Genomic DNA, 17,860 nt, shown 5'->3' on the forward strand with positions numbered 1-17,860 from the left:
CTCAACAGAATTGCCCAAATGCATTAATAAAACTTGATAGTGGTACCCAACTGAAACGAGCGACCATACACTTCTTTCTGATACAGGATGTTGCCACCGCTGTATTGATTGCCTTCAAAGTAACGTAAATCTTCAGATTCAGTGATGTTGATGGCATCAAAATAGATTTGAATATTGCTGGTCAGATCGTACTTCAGCTTGATGTCCAGATTGGTGTAGCCGTCCTGATATTGGTCAGCCCAAACTTTGCATTGTTTGGCATTGGATACATCCACACTGGCCGGGCAGGAACCAATCTGCTCTAACACTTCAGAGCGGTAGTTACCAATCACACGGGCAGAGAAGACTTCATTTTCCCAGCCTAAAGTCAGGTTAAAAGTGGTGTCAGCCTGGTCAGGCAACGCCACTTTGGTTTGTCGGATTGAGCTGTCCAGCGTCGCTTCACTGTCCAGGAAGGTAGCGTTGGATTGCACGAAAAAGCCATTTTCGAAATACTGGTTATAGCTCAGCTCTAAACCAAAAACCGTGGCCTTATCACCGTTCAGAGTAATATTGATTTGGTTCAGAACCAGATCCTGAGGAATAACAAATTCAGTGATTTGATTTACCGGTAAGGTCAGTGGCAGATCTGCAATTGACGCCGTCAGGCCATTCACATCAACGATAAAATTATCGATATCTTTGTAGAAAATCGCCGCTTCCATAAACAGGTTTTCACTGGGATACCAACCGATTGAAGCATCGTAGTTAATGGATGTCATGGCTGTCAGGTTAGGGTTACCCACATCAAGGCCATTGTCTGGCCCCAGAATGTAATCCTGCAATTGCTGTACATTGGCGCTGCCCTGATCATCGTCACAATTATCACTATTGGGCGGACACAACTGAATATCACTGTCAAACGTGGCAAAGCCCCGCGCCTGTTTAAAGGACGGCCGGGTAAAGCTGGTCCAGGCGGCGGCTCTTACCAAAATATCGGCTGTAGGCTCATAGCGCAGATGGGCACTGGGGAAGAATTCACTGTATTTAATGGAGGATTCCGGCATGGGAATGGCGATATCCAGACTGCCCTGCCCGGCTCCGTTAAACTCAAAGTCATCATTTTCCAGCGACAGGTAACCGGTGGATGAGAACTCCGTCTCCACCCAGCGAACACCGGTGATCAGCGTGGCGTCTTCACCGATAGGCGTTTCCAGCATCGCATACAATGCTTTGGTGTCTTCGGTGATGGTGTAATCTTGTTTGGTACTCTCTACCGACGTCTCATCATTGGTAGCGCCGGAAATGGTTTGACGGGTAACATTGACAATATCATCCACGGTTTGAGTACTTTCAAACGGATACTGGAAGGTAGAGCCACCCGGGATAGTACTGGCGTAATCCGCGAGACTGGAATTCACCGCGTCAATACAGGCCTGATCACCATTACAATCGTCTGCAGACGGATCAAAGCTCCAGCGATCTTTGTCGCGAATGTGATCCCGCTGGGTCACCAAGCCACCGAATTTAAAGTAATTGATATAATCGTTAAATACGTCTTTTTGCAAATTGAGCTGGTAGGTTTTCAAATCATCTGTACGCACCCCACCTTCCAAAAAGAGGTTATCAAATGCCCAGTTGGACAAATCACTGGCATCGCCGCTACCGGATGTGCCGAACATGCCTTCTTCATAGGTCAAACCGGCCATTTGGGCCGCCTGCTCTGGGGTTAATACCTGGGCGTTGATGTTGTCTCTCAGACCCTGACCATACACTATCAGGTCGCGCTCGCGAAACTGCACCCGACGATCACCACGGGAGTCTTCTTCGGATTTGGAATTGGCAAATTCGTAATCCAATGTCCAGTCATCGCCAAATTTGTTGCTGCCACCAATACTAAAGGTCTGGCTCTCGTTACTGCTTTCCTGAATAAAGTGCTGATGAAATACATCAATATCACTCAGGATAAACTCTTTACTCTGGTCATCCACGTACAGGATTTCACCGCTACCAACAGAACCAGCATCCTGAAAATCGTAAAATTCACGTAATGCCAAGTCACCATCATCAAACTGGGTGTGGGTGCCTTTGATGTAATAATAATCGGTGTCGGTAGGTTTAAACTCTAAATTCAAAGAGGCCGCTTTACGGGTACGGTCGGCTATTTCCCGGCGCACTTCCAACTGCGATGGTCCCAGAATTTCCGGGCCGTTTATCTCGTCATCAGCCAGACCAAAATCCGCCTGATAATATTTCATTTCGTTGGTGCTGTGATGACGGGTTTCGTCCACCTGGGTCTGTCGATCTTCATAGGAAATTGCATAGCCAATCCCGATTTTTTCATCCATAAACAGTTGTGTACCGTCCAGGCTGAATTTCGGTGAATGTTCGCCACGCAAATCGGAATAGGAATCCTGAAGGCGCATCTTTAAGTTGTTTTTACCTCTGTCAAAGGCTGAAATCGCTTTAACATTGACCGTACCACCGATTGAGTTCAGGTTCTGATCCGGGGTCAGGGTTTTTAATACTTCGATTGTTCCCAGCAGGTCAGCCGGCAAGGCATCTAAGCCCACTTTTCGATCATCGCCAACACCTGACATTTCGGCGCCGTTCATATTGACCGAAACAAATCCGGGTCCAAGACCACGCACGGTTACAAACTTGCCTTCCCCTTCGCTGCGTTGCAAGGTTACACCCGGCAAACGACGCAGAGATTCAGCGACGTTCTGGTCGACAAAATTACCTAAGTCATCTGTAGAAATTATGGAGCTAAAACCCTTTTTAAGACGTTCCAGGTCACGGGCTTTTAAATCGGCCTCTTTTACCCCTTTGACCTGAATAACCTCCAGGTCCTGTTCGGCTTCACTGACCGCCGCGGTTTCCTGTTGGGTGGGTTGCTCGTCCTCGTTGCCGGCCTGCTGTGCCACCGTCGGCATCGCCACCATTAATGCAACCAGGACTGTATTCAACTTAAAGCGTTTCATGTGGAATTTCTCCAGTCTCTTTGTTTTGATTCCTAAAAAACAGCAAGCCCAACATCCCGCAAACAACCAAACTGGGACAAAGGCAAAACTGTATGTAGCGTTTATTTAGAGTTATAAAAATATTAATTGCCACCGGTGGCAAATTTAGTAACAAAAAAGCCATTTGTCAACCAATTGTTAATAGTAAATGCGAATTTGTTAAAAACTTTTGAAGTCAGTAAAATTCACAAAAAAGCAGATAAATGAAGTCATTTCCTGCGAATAAGACAGGAAATGACGGGAAATGAATTTTTGATACGGACCCCAAAAGTCCGCTTAGAAAGGAATTAAAAGGCGCCTATTTTATCTAACCAGAGTGGAATTTTTTCCGCAGACGGTAAGGCGTCATCGCTACCGTCTGTGACATATTCCGACCGGTAATGTTGCCAACTGGCAATTACCTGCAGTTCGGTATCGATAATGCCGTTACCGCCCCCCACTTGTCGGGTGTTAATCTGCTGTAACAAACGCTGATCCACCGAATCCATAAATTTGCCTTTTCTGTTGCGATTGGCCCCTATTTCAGCTTGTTCAATTAAACGTTGATAGCTTTGTTCGGCGGTTTCAACTGGCATAACAAAAAATGCCGGCATAAACCAAAAAGGCTCCGTCACCAAACTTTGCCGGAATATGGCCTGACGCTGATCTGCGCTCAATTTTTTGGCATTTTTTATTTCAATGCCCAGCCTGTTGCTGCCGCTTTTCTGCGCTTCCCCGTGCATAACATTGCCATGGATAAAGGCTTGCGTCAGACTGTCACCTTCTCCCCACAGTTGGAAGAATCGCTTTGGTTTACTGGCAGGTCCTGGTAAATAATAGTTGTTTACCAGGTTAAAACGCCCGGCTTCACCGCCGTAGCCACTTTGACTACCCCAGTTGTAAAACACGTTATTGCGCACATCGGTCAGCTCCTCTGTTTGGGCATAAGGAGCACCCAGTCGATAACCATTAATACGCGGGTTGCGGCTGTGGTGATGCGCCATTAAATTATACACAAAACTGGCACGACTGCCGCCCCAGATCCCTCCATAGCCGTGTTCACCTTTAGCGTGACCGGCGTTATTCAGGCTCTCCGAAATAATACTGTATTGCAGGGTAAAATTTTGATTGTTGTAAAAGGAGGCCACTTCATCATTGGCCCAACTCAACGAGCAATGATCGATGATAATATCGCGATGACGTCGGGCCGTCAGGGCATCCCCCTGCGACTGTGCACTTCCGGGTCGAAAGCGCAGATAACGTATAATCACCTGATTGGCTTTGATTTCTGTTTCAGCTCCACTGATCACAATACCACCAGGTGAAGATTGCCCGGCGAGTGTGATGTAATCGTGTTTGATCACGAGTGGCGCTTGCAGTTGAATTACGCCGGACACCGAAAATACCACGATTCTGGGTTCATTCTGAGTCACAGCATAACGCAAACTACCAGGCTCCGGTGAGTCAGGGTTATCGCTAAGGGTATCTACCACAATCACCTTACCACCGCGCCCGCCCTGCGTGTATTTACCAAAACCTTCAGCCTCAGGAAAAGCCAAAGGCGGTAATGTATCAGCCAGCAAAGAGGGTACCGCCAGATAACACAAGCAAGTCAGACAGATGACTCTCCAAAGTGACCTTATTGTCCAATCGCGAGTAAGCAACACTCGCTGATGATCTCTTACAATTGACGCTTTTCTCATGACAGGGTTATCCGGCTTTTATTTAACGTGGTTTATGCCGCTTTTTTATTCGCAGCGATACAAGACTCCGTGATTTTTGCAAATTCACGAGCGCTCACCCATTCCTTTTTCGCAATCCAGGTGCCTCCAACCGCAAAGCAATTGTCTAATTGCAGGTAGTCCATTTTATTGGCTTCACTCACCCCACCCGTGGGACAAAAAGCCAGATCAGGAAAAATACTGCCAAGCGCTTTGATAAATTGATAGCCGCCAGACAGGTTAGCCGGGAACAACTTAAGTTCTTTAAAGCCGTGTTCACGGGCCATTAAAATATCACCGGTGTTCGACACACCTGGCAATACAGGTACCTCAACGGCAGCCAGCTTTTTCAAAAAGTCTGGTGAAATTGCCGGGGTAACGATAAAGTCAGAACCCGCCTCAATAGCTGCGTTCAGACTTTGTTCGTCCACCACGGTGCCCGCGCCGACGATCAGATCCGGTAACTGCTGCTTGATAGCCTCTAATACCTGCAACGACGCCGGGGTTCTCAATACAACTTCCACTAAACGGATATCAGCCTGTTGCATGGCAGCGGCAATGGCCAGTCCGTCATCCACTGAGTCAGCCTGAATAATAGGTAACAAGCATTGATCCTGCATAAGAGTTTTAAATGATTTCATTAGTTATCGCCAAAGTAGAAAAGTGTTAAAAAGTGGAAATATGACCTGTGTCTGATATCTCAGTCAGGTGGTTGCGAAGCGTTTGTAGTTCTTCGCTGGGAAGCCAGGTATTGTCAAAGACCCAGGCCTCTAAAGAGGGATATTGCGCCGGAACCCAGTCTGTTAAGCGCAGATTGTCATTGGCCCATTCAAGTTCCTGCGGAAAGCTGTTGCCACTAAAAAAGTAGCGATCTCCGTACAAGTTTGGGCGTTCGCGATCAGGGTCCTGAGGGTAGCGCTTTTTAAACAAAGGCTTATCTGCCATGCGCTCACTGAAGGTGGAATTTAACAGGAAAAATTGCGCATCATAATGACGACGCCCCAACCAGAACCCCTGAACACCGTCAAACTGGCTGTCGCTGACCACCAGCTTATAATCCGGGTCCAGTTCACCGTCATGCCAAAGTGTGGCGGTTTGAGCGTGATTAAAAAATTCTGAGCGTTCAATCAGCGCGGTGCCTCTGGGGCATACCATGTCGGTGTAACCTGAAAAATAACAATCGGCGTGATAATAGCGTCCGTCTTTGTTCCACAAACTCAGCGTATCATCACCATCGGCAATCAATCGGCAGTTCTTCAGGATAATGCGATCGCTATTGGCAAACCCTCTGACGGCAAACTGATGTTCCGAAGTATTGTGCTGACGGCCATAGTCGTTTTCCACGGTCAGGTTAATCAGACTGATATCCGAACCGTTGATGTTCACCACCGCTGCGCCCCAGTCATTGTCGTGGTTGCTGCGCCAGTGCTTTCTCAGAATGCTCTGTTTAATGATGGTTTTTTGCGCCGATACGCCAATAATGGCCAGCTGATTGCGACTGATAAACAGCTTTTCCTGATACAGCCCTTCGTCTACCAATATAATCGCCCGCTGATAAACACTACTGGCATTAATGGCAGACTGAATGGTTTGATAAGGGGCAGATTTCCCCACCCGCAAAACACCAATATCGGTATCCAATGCCAGACTCTGAAAGCTCAGAATACAAAACAACAGAAGTGCTAACCTTCTCATCTTGCTCATCTCCACTACTGTCCGGCAAATGAGGTATCAACTGGCACTATTGCGCCCTTGCCCTGGATAACCTGTCCCGCCAGTTTGTTACCCCAACTGGCACAGGTTGCGTGATCTTGCTGCAGCAGCCATCCGGCAAGATAACCCGCATTAAAGGAGTCCCCTGCGGCTGTGGTATCCAGCACCTGCTTAACCGGTTCTGTAGGATGATGATGGGTTTGATTATTATATGTGTAAAAGCAACCATTGCTGCCATCTTTAATGACAATTTCAGCAATGTCGTACTTTTGCAATCGAGCCAGGCATGCAGCAGTATCCGGGTCAGCCCAGAGTTGCTGTTCATCATCGATGGTCAATAATGCCAGGTCGCACAAGGCGTATATTTGCTCATACACCTGCCGGGTTTGTGCTACCGATTGCCACAAGCGAGGACGATAATTGCTGTCAAACACAAGTTTAACGCCCTGCTTGCGCAATTCAGCCAGTTTATCCAGCAATAATTGGCGATCCGTTTCCGGTAATATCGCCAGGCTAATGCCCGACAAATACAAGGCATCAAATTCACGCAATGCCTCGAAAATGGCGTCGATATCTTTGTGCTGCATAATAAAACGCGCCGCGGCACTGTCGCGCCAGTACTGGAAACTACGCTCCCCTGAGGCGTCATTTTGGATCAGATACAAGCCTGCATGACGGGATTCGTCCCGCATAACAAACTGACAATCCACCCCGTATTGTTGCCATTCACGTACGATTGCATCACTGAGCACGTCGGTGCCCATGGCGGTAACATAACTGGTTTGCAATCTGTCTTTGGCCACCTGCTTCAGATACACCGCGGTGTTCATGGTGTCGCCACCAAACCGTTGCTGCATGGCTCCCATTAACTCACCAGAAATCTCCACCATACATTCACCCAGTATGGCGATTTTTGCCACTGCCATTACAACGTGACTCCTTTTTTCCAGATGGCTACTTCGCGAATCTGATTGCGCTCGTTCTTCACCGGCTCGCCGTTACAGGCCGCCACCAACAAATCAATAAACTCATCTAACAATTGCGGCATACTGGTGTCCGACATTAATCTGCCGGCATCAAAATCAATCCAGTGCGGTTTCTTGTTAGCCAGTTCTGAATTAGTAGCAATTTTCAGGGTAGGCACAAATCCGCCGTATGGGGTGCCCCTGCCCGTTGTAAACAACACCATGTGACAACCGCAGGCAGCCAATGCACTGGTGGCAATGGCGTCATTGCCCGGCGCATTGAGCAGATGTAGTCCCTGCTCTTTAATGATTTCACCGTATTCCAAGACTGCCTGAACTTTGCTGCGCCCCGCTTTTTGGGTACAGCCCAGTGACTTGTCTTCTAAAGTGGTAATGCCACCGCTTTTATTGCCCGGCGATGGATTTTCATAAATGGGCTGATTGTGATCTTTGTAATAGCGTTTAAAGCCGTTCACCATGTTCACCAGGTCGTGAAAGGTTGCTTCGTCTTTACAACGGGACATCAAGATGGTTTCTGCACCAAACATTTCCGGAACTTCGGTCAGCACAGTGGTACCACCACGGGCGATCAGGTAGTCAGAAAACTCACCCAACAATGGGTTCGCGGTAATGCCAGATAAACCATCACTGCCACCGCATTCCAGACCAAAGCGCACTTCTGATAAACGCCCCGGTTGGCGCTTGTCCTGGCGCATGGTTTTATACAACTCTTCCATCAGTTCCAGACCAGCTTCCACTTCGTCTTCGACGTGCTGTGTCACCAAAAATTTCAGACGGTCGCTGGAAACTTCAGTGACACCGGAGCGAAACGCCCCCACCTGGTTGTTTTCACAACCCAGGCCTACCACCAATACGCCACCGGCGTTAGGGTGTCTGGCCATATTTTGCAACAGTACCCGGGTGGTATCTAAATCGTCACCTAATTGCGAACAGCCAAACTGGTGCGGAAACACAAACACACCATCGATTTCCATGTCTGGATGTGACTGAATAAAGCGATTTACCATTTGCGTGGCCATGCCATTGACGCAACCAACCGTGGGTACCACCCAAAGCTCGTTGCGAATTGCCACAGTGCCATTGTCACGGCGGTAGATATTTATCTCGGGTGAATCGTCTTGCAGTGCAGCAAAGTCTGGCAATTCAGGTACGTAGCTGTACTCCAGTTCGTCATTCAGGTTGGTTTTTATATGGTCTGTATGTACCCATTGTCCTTTGACAATGGCATTCAGCGCATGCCCTATGGGCGCGCCATATTTTATAACATTGTCTCCCTGAGCAATGTCCTGCAGCGCCACTTTGTGACCTTTCTCAACATCTTCGACCAACTCTACGCTGATCCCGTCAAGCTCAACAACGTCCCCTTTTGCCAACGGCGCCAGGGCGACCATTACGTTGTCTTGCGCATGTAAACGAATAAATTTTTTCATACCTCGTCCCTCTCTAACAGGGTGGTTAAGGTGGTTCTGACACCATCTCGTATAAACAGGGTTAGCAGTTCAGTGACTTGCTGTTGTAAATCTGCCACCTGAGACATATCCTGCTGCCAGTGCCACTCGGCGGATAATACCTGCTGTACCAGATCAGTCACTGACAGGGTTTGGGCATCATAGCTTTGCCACAATTCAGCAAAACTGCTTAGCCACTTTTCACCATCAGACAACGGAATTTGCTCTCCGTCCCGCACTCCGCGATAAAACAAAATTTGTCCTGCTATCGCTGCTGCCATGAGTTTAGGTGCTTTGCACGACTGGGTAACATACTTTTGTAGTTGCGGCACAATACGGGTATTGAACTTAGTCATGCTGTTTAATGCAATAGACACCAGTTGATGATGAATAAACGGATTTTTAAACCGCTTAATGACATCATTGGCGAAACCCTGCAATTCATCTTCAGGCAAATCCAGTGTTGGAATGATTTCGTCGAACATCAGCTGTTCAACGTAGCGCGCATACAACGCATCATCCATGGTTTCACCCACGGTATTCAGGCCCCCCAAATAAGCTAACGGCACTAACGCTGTGTGGGCACCATTTAAGATAGCCACTTTGCGTTGCTTGTAGGGATAAATGTCCTCTACCACTTTGATATTGAGACTGCTGTCATCCAGTTTTAAAAAGGATTTCAGTGCTTCAGGTCCCTGAATCACAAACAGGTGGAAATACTCAGCTGTCACCATGAAGTTATCCAGATAGCCAAAGCGTTCCTGCAAGGCCTGATGCTCGTCTCTGGGGAATCCCGTTACAATGCGATCCACCAGGGTTGAACAAAAATGATTGGCGGATTCTAACCAGTTAACAAAACCGTCCTCTAACTGCCACAACTGGCAGTATTGCAGAACGATTTCTTTCAGTTTGTCGCCATTGTAATCAATTAACTCGCAGGGAATAATGATCAGTCCGGATTCTTCACTACCGGCAAAGTGTTGGTAACGATGATGTAACCATTGTGTTAATTTTGCGGGAAATGCCGCTGCCGGCGCATCGCTTAACTTATCGGTGTCGATAAACTCAATTCCCGCTTCAGTGGTATTAGAAAATATCAGCTTAATATCCGGTGATTCAGCCAGCGCCATATAGCGTTCAAATTCTTTGTACACCGGAATTTCTTCGTTAATACAATCAATAATACGAATTTGCTCTACCGCCTCGCCAGACTCGTCAATACCGCGAATGATGCTGGTATAGAGTCCATCCTGCGTGTTGAGCAACGGCAGCGTGTCGTAATCGATGGGACGAATCACCGCAACCCCGGCTTGCAGATCATTCTCTTTGTTTAGGTGATCAATTTGCCAGTCTACAAAGGCACGTAAAAAGTTTCCTTCGCCGAATTGCATGATACGGGTTGGGTAATTTTCAAAAGGAAATTCGGTTCGGTTTAATTTTTTCATCTTCAGCCCCAGCTAAATTCACAGGTCATATAACATTGCCAGCCTATATGCAGAAAGCGTTCGGGTTCTTTCTCCGGAGGCTGAATACTATTTAAATTACGCGATTTTGCCACCGGTAGCAATTATTATTTGACATTTTGCCACCGGTAGCAAAAAATACAACAAGTTATTAACTTGTTAATCAGATGTTGACGCCACGTGTCTGTGGCATAGTCCTTATCTGTGAAGGCACCCTCAATTTAAAAATATGGAGTTGTGATGAGTTCATCAATGTTTTCTCTCTCTGATAAAGTCGCATTAGTTACCGGAGCCAGTCGTGGACTGGGCCAAAAAATCGCTGAAGGTTTGGCGGCTGCCGGCGCTCAGGTTATTTGCAGTAGCAGCAGAGACAATGGCTGTGACGAAACCCTGCACAACATTCATGAGGCCGGTGGTTTAGCAACACAAATCGCCGCTGACCTAAGCGATGTCGATTCCGTTACCCGTCTTGCCGATACGGCCCTGAGCCAACATGCCTGTATCGATATATTGATTAATGTTGGCGGCACCATTTTTCGCAGCCCGGCAGTGGACTACCCCTACGAACAGTGGCAAAACGTCATGCGGGTAAATCTGGATGCCAGCTTTTTACTGGCACAGAAACTGGCGCCAGCCATGATTTCTGCAGGTCAGGGCAAAATCGTCAATATCGCATCGATGCTGTCTTATACGGGTGGCATAACAGTTCCCGCCTACACCGCCAGTAAGCACGCGGTTGCAGGTCTGACCAAAGCACTGGCCAATGAATGGGGCAGCCACAATATTCAGGTCAATGCTATTGCACCTGGCTACTTTAAAACCGACAACACCCAGGCGCTGCAGGACGATCCTGTGCGTAACAAAGAAATCCTGAATCGTATACCTTCTGCTCGCTGGGGCGAACCGGAAGATCTGATTGGTGCCGCCGTATTTCTTTCTTCTCATGCCAGTAATTACGTCAACGGTCATATTTTGGCGGTTGATGGCGGCTGGTTGGCACGCTAAAGGAGTGTAAAACAATGACCCGAACTCACTTTGAAAACCGCTACGCCATTGGACCCAATGAAGTTAAAAGCATGGATACCGGGCAACTTCGCTCGGCATTCCTGGCAGACCAGTTAATGCAGGAAGACGCCATTAGCTGGGTTTACACCCATTACGAACGCTTCATGGTTGGTGGTGCAGCACCGGTACATCAATCCCTGACACTGGACACCTTAGACGCATTAAAAGCTCCCTACTTCTTGTATAACCGTGAAATTGGCATCATCAATGTCGCCGGTGATGGGGTTGTGATTGCCGATGAAGTACGCTACGAACTGGGCAATAAAGATACACTGTATCTGGGCAGAGGTACCCAAAATGTAAGCTTTGAAAGTGTTGATCCACAACAACCGGCACGCTTTTATCTGAATTCAGCACCGGCACACAAAACATATCCCAGTAAAAAGGTCACCCTGGCTGAAGCCAATGTATTACAGCTGGGTAGCCTGGAAACCTCCAATGAGCGCAATATTAATCAAACCTTGATCAACAAGGTCGTGCCCACCTGTCAGTTACAAATGGGGATCACCTGTTTAAAACCCGGCAGTGTCTGGAACACCATGCCAGCTCACCAGCACGATCGTCGCAACGAGGTTTATTTCTATTTTGAAGTCCCCGAGTCACAGGCTGTCTGTCACTTTATGGGTGAACCCGAAGAAACACGTCACCTCTGGGTGCACAATGAACAAGCGGTTATTTCACCGCCCTGGTCTATCCATTCCGGGTGTGGCACACAAAACTACAGTTTTATCTGGGGTATGGCCGGTGAAAACCTGGACTACGACGATATGGATAAGTACCCACCCGAAGCGCTTAGGTAAGATTATGATGATTAAAAAGCCCATACTGGCGCTCTTTGTCCTGCTGCTGAGCGCCTGCGGCCAGGAATCGGATAAAACCCGATTAACCCTGGCCCACACGTTAGACACCCGCCATGTGGTGCACATCGCGATGGAACACATGGCTGAACGTCTGGCCCACTATTCCGGTGATACCATGGAACTGGTGATCTACCCTGGCGGTCAGTTAGGTTCAGAACGGGAATTGGTGGAACTACTGCAAATCGGTAGCCTGGCGATGACCAAGGTATCCGCCAGCTCTTTGGAAGGGTTTGTACCTGAGATCAAAATCTTCAGTCTGCCCTACCTGATCCGGGACCGGGAACATTACTGGAAAGTACTCAACAGTGATATCGGTCAGTCGTTGTTAGAAAAAGCACGGGTAGCGCGGCTTAAAGGCATGGGCTATTACGATGCCGGAAGCCGCAGTTTTTACACCGTCGATGGGCCGATAAATAGCCCTGACGACCTGTCCGGCAAAAAAATCAGGGTGTTAAACAGTCCGACATCTATGGCGACTGTCAACGCCCTGGGCGGTGCTGCAACCCCCATTAACTGGGGTGAATTATATGCCGCACTGCAACAGGGCGTAGTGGATGGTGCCGAAAACAACCCTCCCAGTTACTACCTGTCCCGTCATTACGAAATAGCCCGCTATTACAGTCTTGATGAACACACCTTTGTCCCGGATATCATTCTGGCCAGCTTACCGGTATGGGAAAGCCTGAACCCGCAACAGCAAGGTTGGTTATCACAGGCCATGGCTGACTCTGTGGAATACCAAAAAGCGCTGTGGCAAAAGGCATCCGATGAGGCATTGGCCACAGTGAAAAAAGAAGGGGTTATTGTCACCTATCCCAACAAAGCGGCTTTTCAGGAAAAAGTGGCGGAATTTCATCAGTCTTTCGCTGGTACGCCGGTGGGAGATCAGATCATCAAAATTAAAAACATGTAGGTAAACCATCATGTCTCATCTTCTACATCTGATCTGTCAGCTTCTGGAAAAGCTATTAATGTTCATGATGGCCGCCATTGTGGTTACCGTCAGTTGGCAGGTGTTCTCCCGTTTTGCACTGCGTGCCCCCAGTTCGATAACCGAAGAACTGGCACGCTTTCTGTTAATTTGGATTGGTATTTTGGGCGCTGCCTACGCCTATAAAACCCGGGCACATTTGGGTCTGGATTTATTTCTGGAGAAACTCAACATCCAGGCGCAACGCAAAGTGCGATTGCTGATCGAGGTACTGGTGATGTTTTTCGCCCTGAGCATTATGGTGTTTGGTGGCATTTCGCTGGTGAGTATTACCCTGGAGCTCAATCAAATTTCCGCGGCAATGGGTTGGCAAATGGGCTGGATTTACAGCGTCATCCCCTTCTCAGGCGCGCTGATCACCCTGTTTTGTATCAACAACATTAAACAATTGCTGTTCCAGTCAGTCGCAAAAGGAGAACTGTAATGGATATCACTGCACTGATTCTGGTGGCGGTATTTTTTGCCCTGCTATTTATTAATGTCCCTATTTCTATCTGTATCGCGCTGGCCACCTTACTGGCGATGTTGTTTCACATCGACTTTGTGCCCGCGACAACCACCATTGCACAACAAATGGCGGGGGGTATCGACAGTTTTGCCCTGCTGGCTATTCCGTTCTTTATTCTGTCTGGTTTGATAATGGGACAAGGAGGCATTGCACGTCGTCTGATTGAATGTGCCATGGCCCTCATTGGCTCGCTGCCGGGCGGTCTGGCACTGGTAAACGTGATGTCCTGCATGATGTTTGGTGCCATCTCCGGCTCTGCCGTTGCTGCCACGTCGGCTATCGGCAGCTTCATGATCCCGGAAATGAAAAAGCACGGTTACAGCGAAAATTTCTCTGCTGCTGTTACAGCCACCTCCGCTACAACGGGGATGCTGATCCCACCGTCAAATATTTTGATCATTTACGCCATCGCCAGCGGCGGTGTATCCATTGCCGCCCTGTTTATCGCCGGTTATCTACCTGGCATTTTACTGGGTCTGGCACTGATGACCGTATGTGTGATTTACGCCATGCGCAATAATTATCCGGTGGCTGCCCGCCTGCCACTAAAAATTGCGATGCAAAAAGTACTGGCGGCATTGCCCAGTATGTTGCTTATCTTCATTGTGATTGGCGGCATTATCATGGGGGTATTTACCGCTACAGAAGCCGGTGCTATAGCCGTTTTGTACGCATTGGTGTTGTCAGTGGGTATTTATCGGGAAATCGATTTTAAAGCGTTGCCGGGTATTTTGCTCAAAGCCAGTGAAACTACCGCAATTGTCATGTTGATCATTGGTGCTTCATCAGCGATGTCATGGTTGTTGTCGTATGCCCATATTCCGCAAACCATCAGCGACTTTTTGCTGACCCTGAGCGACAACCCCATCATGATCCTGTTGCTGATCAATATCATTTTAATCCTGGTGGGCGCCTTTATTGATATGACCCCGGCAGTATTAATCTTTACACCAATATTTTTACCCGTCGCTATGGAACTGGGCATGTCGCCTATTCAGTTCGGTATCATGATGGTACTGAACCTGTCCATCGGACTGGTATCGCCACCGGTGGGAAGTGTCCTGTTCGTCAGTTGTGCCGTGGCAAAAACCTCAATTCATCGCATCATTAAACCCATGTTACCGCTATACCTGGTAATGTTTTTGGTATTGATGCTGGTGACCTACGTGCCCGCGATCAGTGAAATACTGCCAAGATGGTTTGACCTGATGTAATGCACACGAAAACCTGTGATAGACTCGACCGATAGGCCTAAAGCATTGACAATAAGAATGGATAAGAAAAGCAATACCACCATAAACGACGTCGCCAGAGTAGCGGGCGTTTCAAAACGCACGGTTTCCCGGGTTATCAACAACTCGGCGCTGGTAGGTGAGAAAACCCGCGTTAAAATTCAACAAGTTATCGACGAGCTGAATTTTCAGCCCGACAAACAAGCCCGGGGGCTGGCCTCCAAACGGTCTTACCTGTTGGGACTGATTTACGATAACCCGGATGCCCTCTATATCGACCAGGTGCAACGTGGCGCGTTAGAAGTCTGTACCAAGCTGGGGTTTGAACTGGTAGTTCACCCCTGCCACTGGAACAATGCCGACTTTATTGAAGATTGTATTAGTTTTATCCATCGTTCCCGTGTTGACGGCGTGTTAATTTTGCCACCGGTGTCTGAAAGTCGGGAGTTAGCTAAAGCCCTGCAGGAGCGCGATTTTCCTTATGTGCGGATCGCCTCTGCAGACTTAGATGATCACAGCAATATCGTGATTTCAAATGACCGCAAAGCCATGACCGAAATCGCCGAGCATTTAGTAACTCTGGGACATGATGACATTGCCATTATTTCTGGTCCGTTACATTTTTGCTCATCAACGGAGCGTCTGGAAGGTTTGTGCAGCGCTTTAAAAGAGAAAGGTCACGAAGTGCCTAAAGAACGGATTCTGGAAGGCCAGAATAGTTACGAAAGCGGCATTGAGTGTGCAAAACAGTTATTTGCGCAACAACCCTATCCCAGCGCAATTTATGCCAATAATGACGAAATGGCAGCCGGTGTGATGCGGGCCGCCAAAGACTGTGGCGTTGCCATCCCGGAACAATTGTCATTGGTGGGATTCGATGACAACATCATCGCCTCGCGAATGATACCTTCTCTGACCACCATTCGCCGTCCGGTTGAGCAAATTGCCTCATTAGCCACTAAAAAGTTAATCCGTTCGTTTGCCACTGAAGCCAGCAATGAAAAGCTGGAATGGGAAGTTACGCCCTATCTGATCGTTCGCGATTCTACCGTTACACCACCTGATAAAGAGAGTTGATAAATGCCTTTACCTCGCCGCCTGACCACCAGCAGTTTAAAAGCTCTGATGTGTAAAAAAGTCATGACCCTGGTTAGCCTGATAAGTCTGATGTTCAGTACCACTGTCATGAGCCAGCAACTTTTTATGGCGGGTGATTCCACGATGGCCATTAAGCACCCAAAAGACCTGCCGGAAACCGGCTGGGGTGTACCTTTCAGCCACTTCTTTTCAGACCAATTGAATATTGTCAATCTGGCTAAAAATGGTCGTAGTACCCGCACCTTCATGAGTGAGGGCTTGTGGCAACAGATATACGACAACCTCCAGGCGGATGATTTTGTATTTATCCAGTTTGGTCACAATGACGAAGTAGAACGCAAGAAAGACCGATACACCACACCGGAACAATATCAACAAAACCTGACAACCATGATCCGGCAAGTACGGGAAAAACAAGCCCATGCGATATTGATGACACCGGTAACCCGTCGTTACTTTAACGAAGAGGGCAGCATAAAACTCACCCACCCTTACAGTGAGTATGTCAGACAGGTGGCGGAACAAACCGGGGTGTTATTACTGGATATGGATACTCTCACCCGCGCCTATTTTGAAGCTCAGGGCGATGCCCTGTCCCGCTTGCGCTTTATGCATATTCCACCGGGTCTGCATCCCAATTATCCAAATGGTGTGCGTGACGACACGCATTTTAACGAATTAGGTGCCCGTGAAGTGGCACAGCTGGTGTTGCAACAATTACGCACATTGGAACATCCACTACTGCAATTCCTTCGGGAAACCGATCCCAAACACCTGAAACTCAGTTACTAAAGGGCTTTTATCATGTTTAAAAAACGTATTGCGGCAGCCGCCGTAGGGTTACTGCTATCTCAAAATCCGGTTATGGCTAATCCGTTAGAGCTTGGAGAAGGCCTCAGAACTGCCGATCCATCAGCTCATGTCTGGCAAGATGGTCGACTTTACCTGTATACCAGCCATGATATGGAATGCCAGGCGGACTTCCACATGCAGGACTGGATGGCGTTCTCATCAGAAAACCTGAAAGACTGGACCAATCACGGGGTTATTCTCAGCCTTGACGATTTGAGCTGGGCCGATAACTACGCCTGGGCTCCGGACGCTGCCTACAAAAATGGTAAGTATTACCTGGTGTTTCCCGCCGGGACCGGCTTTAAAGACAGGGTAAACCCGGAGAAAAGCACCAAATGGATGGGCCTTGGCATTGCCGTCAGTGATTCCCCCACCGGCCCATTTAAGGATGCGATCGGCAAACCTTTGTGGACCGAACCCTATGCCAATGATCCCAGTCTGTTTATTGATGACGATGGCACTGCCTGGTTGTATTTTCATGGTAAAAATCACGATTACTATGTAGCAAAAATGCAGGATGATATGCTCGCCATTGACGGGGATTTAATCAAAATGGATATGGGCGGCTATGAGCCCAAAATGGAAGGCCCCTGGGTTTTTAAACGTGGCGACAATTACTACTACACCATGCCGGAAAATAATCGGGTGCTCACCTATTACATGGCCACTTCACCCACTGGCCCCTGGCAATACCAGGGACAGATAATGGATCAGGAACACCAGGCCAATAATCATCACTCAATTATGCAGTATCAGGGACAATGGCTGCTATTTTACCACCGTTGGTATCAGGCCACTGACTCAGACTGTCACAAAAGACAGCGCCATTCTACGGCCGAATATCTGTATTTTAATGAAGATGGCACCATTCAGCCTGTAAAACGCACAGACAGTGGTATCCGCGATTTTGCCGACAAGGTTATGAAATAACCGTCTCTTCGC

General features: G+C 48.1%; 15 protein-coding genes. 8 read left to right on the top strand and 7 right to left on the bottom strand.

What is annotated here, in order from left to right; translation table 11 throughout:
• Positions 1–23: 23 nt before the first annotated feature.
• The 7 genes from LJ740_RS04780 to LJ740_RS04810 form a co-directional block, all read right to left on the bottom strand.
• Positions 24–2,963, bottom strand: a complete 2,940-nt coding sequence (locus LJ740_RS04780) for a TonB-dependent receptor (protein ID WP_229527901.1) — start codon at positions 2,961–2,963, stop codon at positions 24–26.
• Positions 2,964–3,289: 326 nt separating this feature from the next.
• On the bottom strand, positions 3,290–4,564 hold the full coding sequence (locus tag LJ740_RS04785; RefSeq protein ID WP_229527902.1) for a pectate lyase family protein: 1,275 nt from the start codon (positions 4,562–4,564) through the stop codon (positions 3,290–3,292).
• Between the two features lie 152 nt (positions 4,565–4,716).
• A complete protein-coding gene (gene eda / locus LJ740_RS04790; protein WP_229527903.1) occupies positions 4,717–5,343 on the bottom strand; it encodes a bifunctional 4-hydroxy-2-oxoglutarate aldolase/2-dehydro-3-deoxy-phosphogluconate aldolase in 627 nt (208 codons plus the stop codon).
• Positions 5,344–5,368: 25 nt separating this feature from the next.
• Positions 5,369–6,397, bottom strand: coding sequence for a pectinesterase family protein (locus LJ740_RS04795; protein ID WP_229527904.1), 1,029 nt, complete (start codon positions 6,395–6,397; stop codon positions 5,369–5,371).
• Between the two features lie 14 nt (positions 6,398–6,411).
• A complete protein-coding gene (locus tag LJ740_RS04800; RefSeq protein WP_229527905.1) occupies positions 6,412–7,341 on the bottom strand; it encodes a sugar kinase in 930 nt (309 codons plus the stop codon).
• On the bottom strand, positions 7,341–8,831 hold the full coding sequence (locus tag LJ740_RS04805; protein WP_229527906.1) for a UxaA family hydrolase: 1,491 nt from the start codon (positions 8,829–8,831) through the stop codon (positions 7,341–7,343). Before LJ740_RS04805 ends, LJ740_RS04800 begins: the two co-directional genes overlap by 1 nt.
• Positions 8,828–10,294 (bottom strand): tagaturonate reductase, encoded by a 1,467-nt coding sequence (locus LJ740_RS04810; RefSeq protein WP_229527907.1) that lies wholly within the window; start codon positions 10,292–10,294, stop codon positions 8,828–8,830. Before LJ740_RS04810 ends, LJ740_RS04805 begins: the two co-directional genes overlap by 4 nt.
• A 258-nt stretch (positions 10,295–10,552) precedes the next feature.
• On the opposite strand from LJ740_RS04810, the gene LJ740_RS04815 reads away from it, so the two are divergent.
• Genes LJ740_RS04815 through LJ740_RS04850 form a run of 8 tightly spaced genes read left to right on the top strand, consistent with a single transcriptional unit; the run spans position 10,553 to position 17,848 of the window.
• Entirely contained in the window at positions 10,553–11,317 is a 765-nt protein-coding gene (locus LJ740_RS04815) for an SDR family oxidoreductase (protein WP_229527908.1), read from the top strand.
• Positions 11,318–11,331: 14 nt separating this feature from the next.
• The gene (kduI, locus tag LJ740_RS04820) at positions 11,332–12,177 is read left to right on the top strand and encodes a 5-dehydro-4-deoxy-D-glucuronate isomerase (protein ID WP_229527909.1); all 846 of its coding nucleotides are present in this window, start codon (positions 11,332–11,334) and stop codon (positions 12,175–12,177) included.
• Between the two features lie 4 nt (positions 12,178–12,181).
• A complete protein-coding gene (locus tag LJ740_RS04825) occupies positions 12,182–13,150 on the top strand; it encodes a TRAP transporter substrate-binding protein (protein WP_229527910.1) in 969 nt (322 codons plus the stop codon).
• A gap of 10 nt (positions 13,151–13,160) precedes the next feature.
• A complete protein-coding gene (locus LJ740_RS04830; protein WP_229527911.1) occupies positions 13,161–13,652 on the top strand; it encodes a TRAP transporter small permease in 492 nt (163 codons plus the stop codon).
• A complete protein-coding gene (locus LJ740_RS04835; protein ID WP_229527912.1) occupies positions 13,652–14,950 on the top strand; it encodes a TRAP transporter large permease in 1,299 nt (432 codons plus the stop codon). The genes LJ740_RS04830 and LJ740_RS04835 overlap by 1 nt, the downstream gene beginning before the upstream one ends.
• 57 nt (positions 14,951–15,007) lie before the next feature.
• The gene (locus LJ740_RS04840; protein ID WP_229527913.1) at positions 15,008–16,045 is read left to right on the top strand and encodes a LacI family DNA-binding transcriptional regulator; all 1,038 of its coding nucleotides are present in this window, start codon (positions 15,008–15,010) and stop codon (positions 16,043–16,045) included.
• Positions 16,046–16,048: 3 nt separating this feature from the next.
• Positions 16,049–16,858, top strand: a complete 810-nt coding sequence (locus tag LJ740_RS04845; protein ID WP_229527914.1) for a rhamnogalacturonan acetylesterase — start codon at positions 16,049–16,051, stop codon at positions 16,856–16,858.
• A 12-nt stretch (positions 16,859–16,870) separates the two neighbouring features.
• Positions 16,871–17,848 carry a family 43 glycosylhydrolase gene (locus tag LJ740_RS04850; protein ID WP_229527915.1) on the top strand — a complete coding sequence of 326 codons (978 nt, stop codon included), beginning with the start codon at positions 16,871–16,873 and terminating at the stop codon, positions 17,846–17,848.
• Positions 17,849–17,860 lie beyond the last annotated feature (12 nt).

This window comes from Planctobacterium marinum (assembly GCF_020687805.1).
In the GTDB taxonomy this organism is placed as follows: Bacteria; Pseudomonadota; Gammaproteobacteria; order Enterobacterales; family Alteromonadaceae; genus Planctobacterium; species Planctobacterium marinum.

Bases quoted from the DNA above. Each gene is read 5' to 3' on its own strand.
- LJ740_RS04780 (WP_229527901.1), bottom strand. From the start codon at position 2,963: ATGAAACGCTTTAAGTTGAATACAGTCCTGGTTGCATTAATGGTGGCG.
- eda (WP_229527903.1), bottom strand. From the start codon at position 5,343: ATGAAATCATTTAAAACTCTTATGCAGGATCAATGCTTGTTACCTATT.
- LJ740_RS04795 (WP_229527904.1), bottom strand. From the start codon at position 6,397: ATGAGAAGGTTAGCACTTCTGTTGTTTTGTATTCTGAGCTTTCAGAGT.
- LJ740_RS04800 (WP_229527905.1), bottom strand. From the start codon at position 7,341: ATGGCAGTGGCAAAAATCGCCATACTGGGTGAATGTATGGTGGAGATT.
- LJ740_RS04805 (WP_229527906.1), bottom strand. From the start codon at position 8,831: ATGAAAAAATTTATTCGTTTACATGCGCAAGACAACGTAATGGTCGCC.
- LJ740_RS04810 (WP_229527907.1), bottom strand. From the start codon at position 10,294: ATGAAAAAATTAAACCGAACCGAATTTCCTTTTGAAAATTACCCAACC.
- LJ740_RS04815 (WP_229527908.1), top strand. From the start codon at position 10,553: ATGAGTTCATCAATGTTTTCTCTCTCTGATAAAGTCGCATTAGTTACC.
- kduI (WP_229527909.1), top strand. From the start codon at position 11,332: ATGACCCGAACTCACTTTGAAAACCGCTACGCCATTGGACCCAATGAA.
- LJ740_RS04825 (WP_229527910.1), top strand. From the start codon at position 12,182: ATGATGATTAAAAAGCCCATACTGGCGCTCTTTGTCCTGCTGCTGAGC.
- LJ740_RS04830 (WP_229527911.1), top strand. From the start codon at position 13,161: ATGTCTCATCTTCTACATCTGATCTGTCAGCTTCTGGAAAAGCTATTA.
- LJ740_RS04835 (WP_229527912.1), top strand. From the start codon at position 13,652: ATGGATATCACTGCACTGATTCTGGTGGCGGTATTTTTTGCCCTGCTA.
- LJ740_RS04840 (WP_229527913.1), top strand. From the start codon at position 15,008: ATGGATAAGAAAAGCAATACCACCATAAACGACGTCGCCAGAGTAGCG.
- LJ740_RS04845 (WP_229527914.1), top strand. From the start codon at position 16,049: ATGCCTTTACCTCGCCGCCTGACCACCAGCAGTTTAAAAGCTCTGATG.
- LJ740_RS04850 (WP_229527915.1), top strand. From the start codon at position 16,871: ATGTTTAAAAAACGTATTGCGGCAGCCGCCGTAGGGTTACTGCTATCT.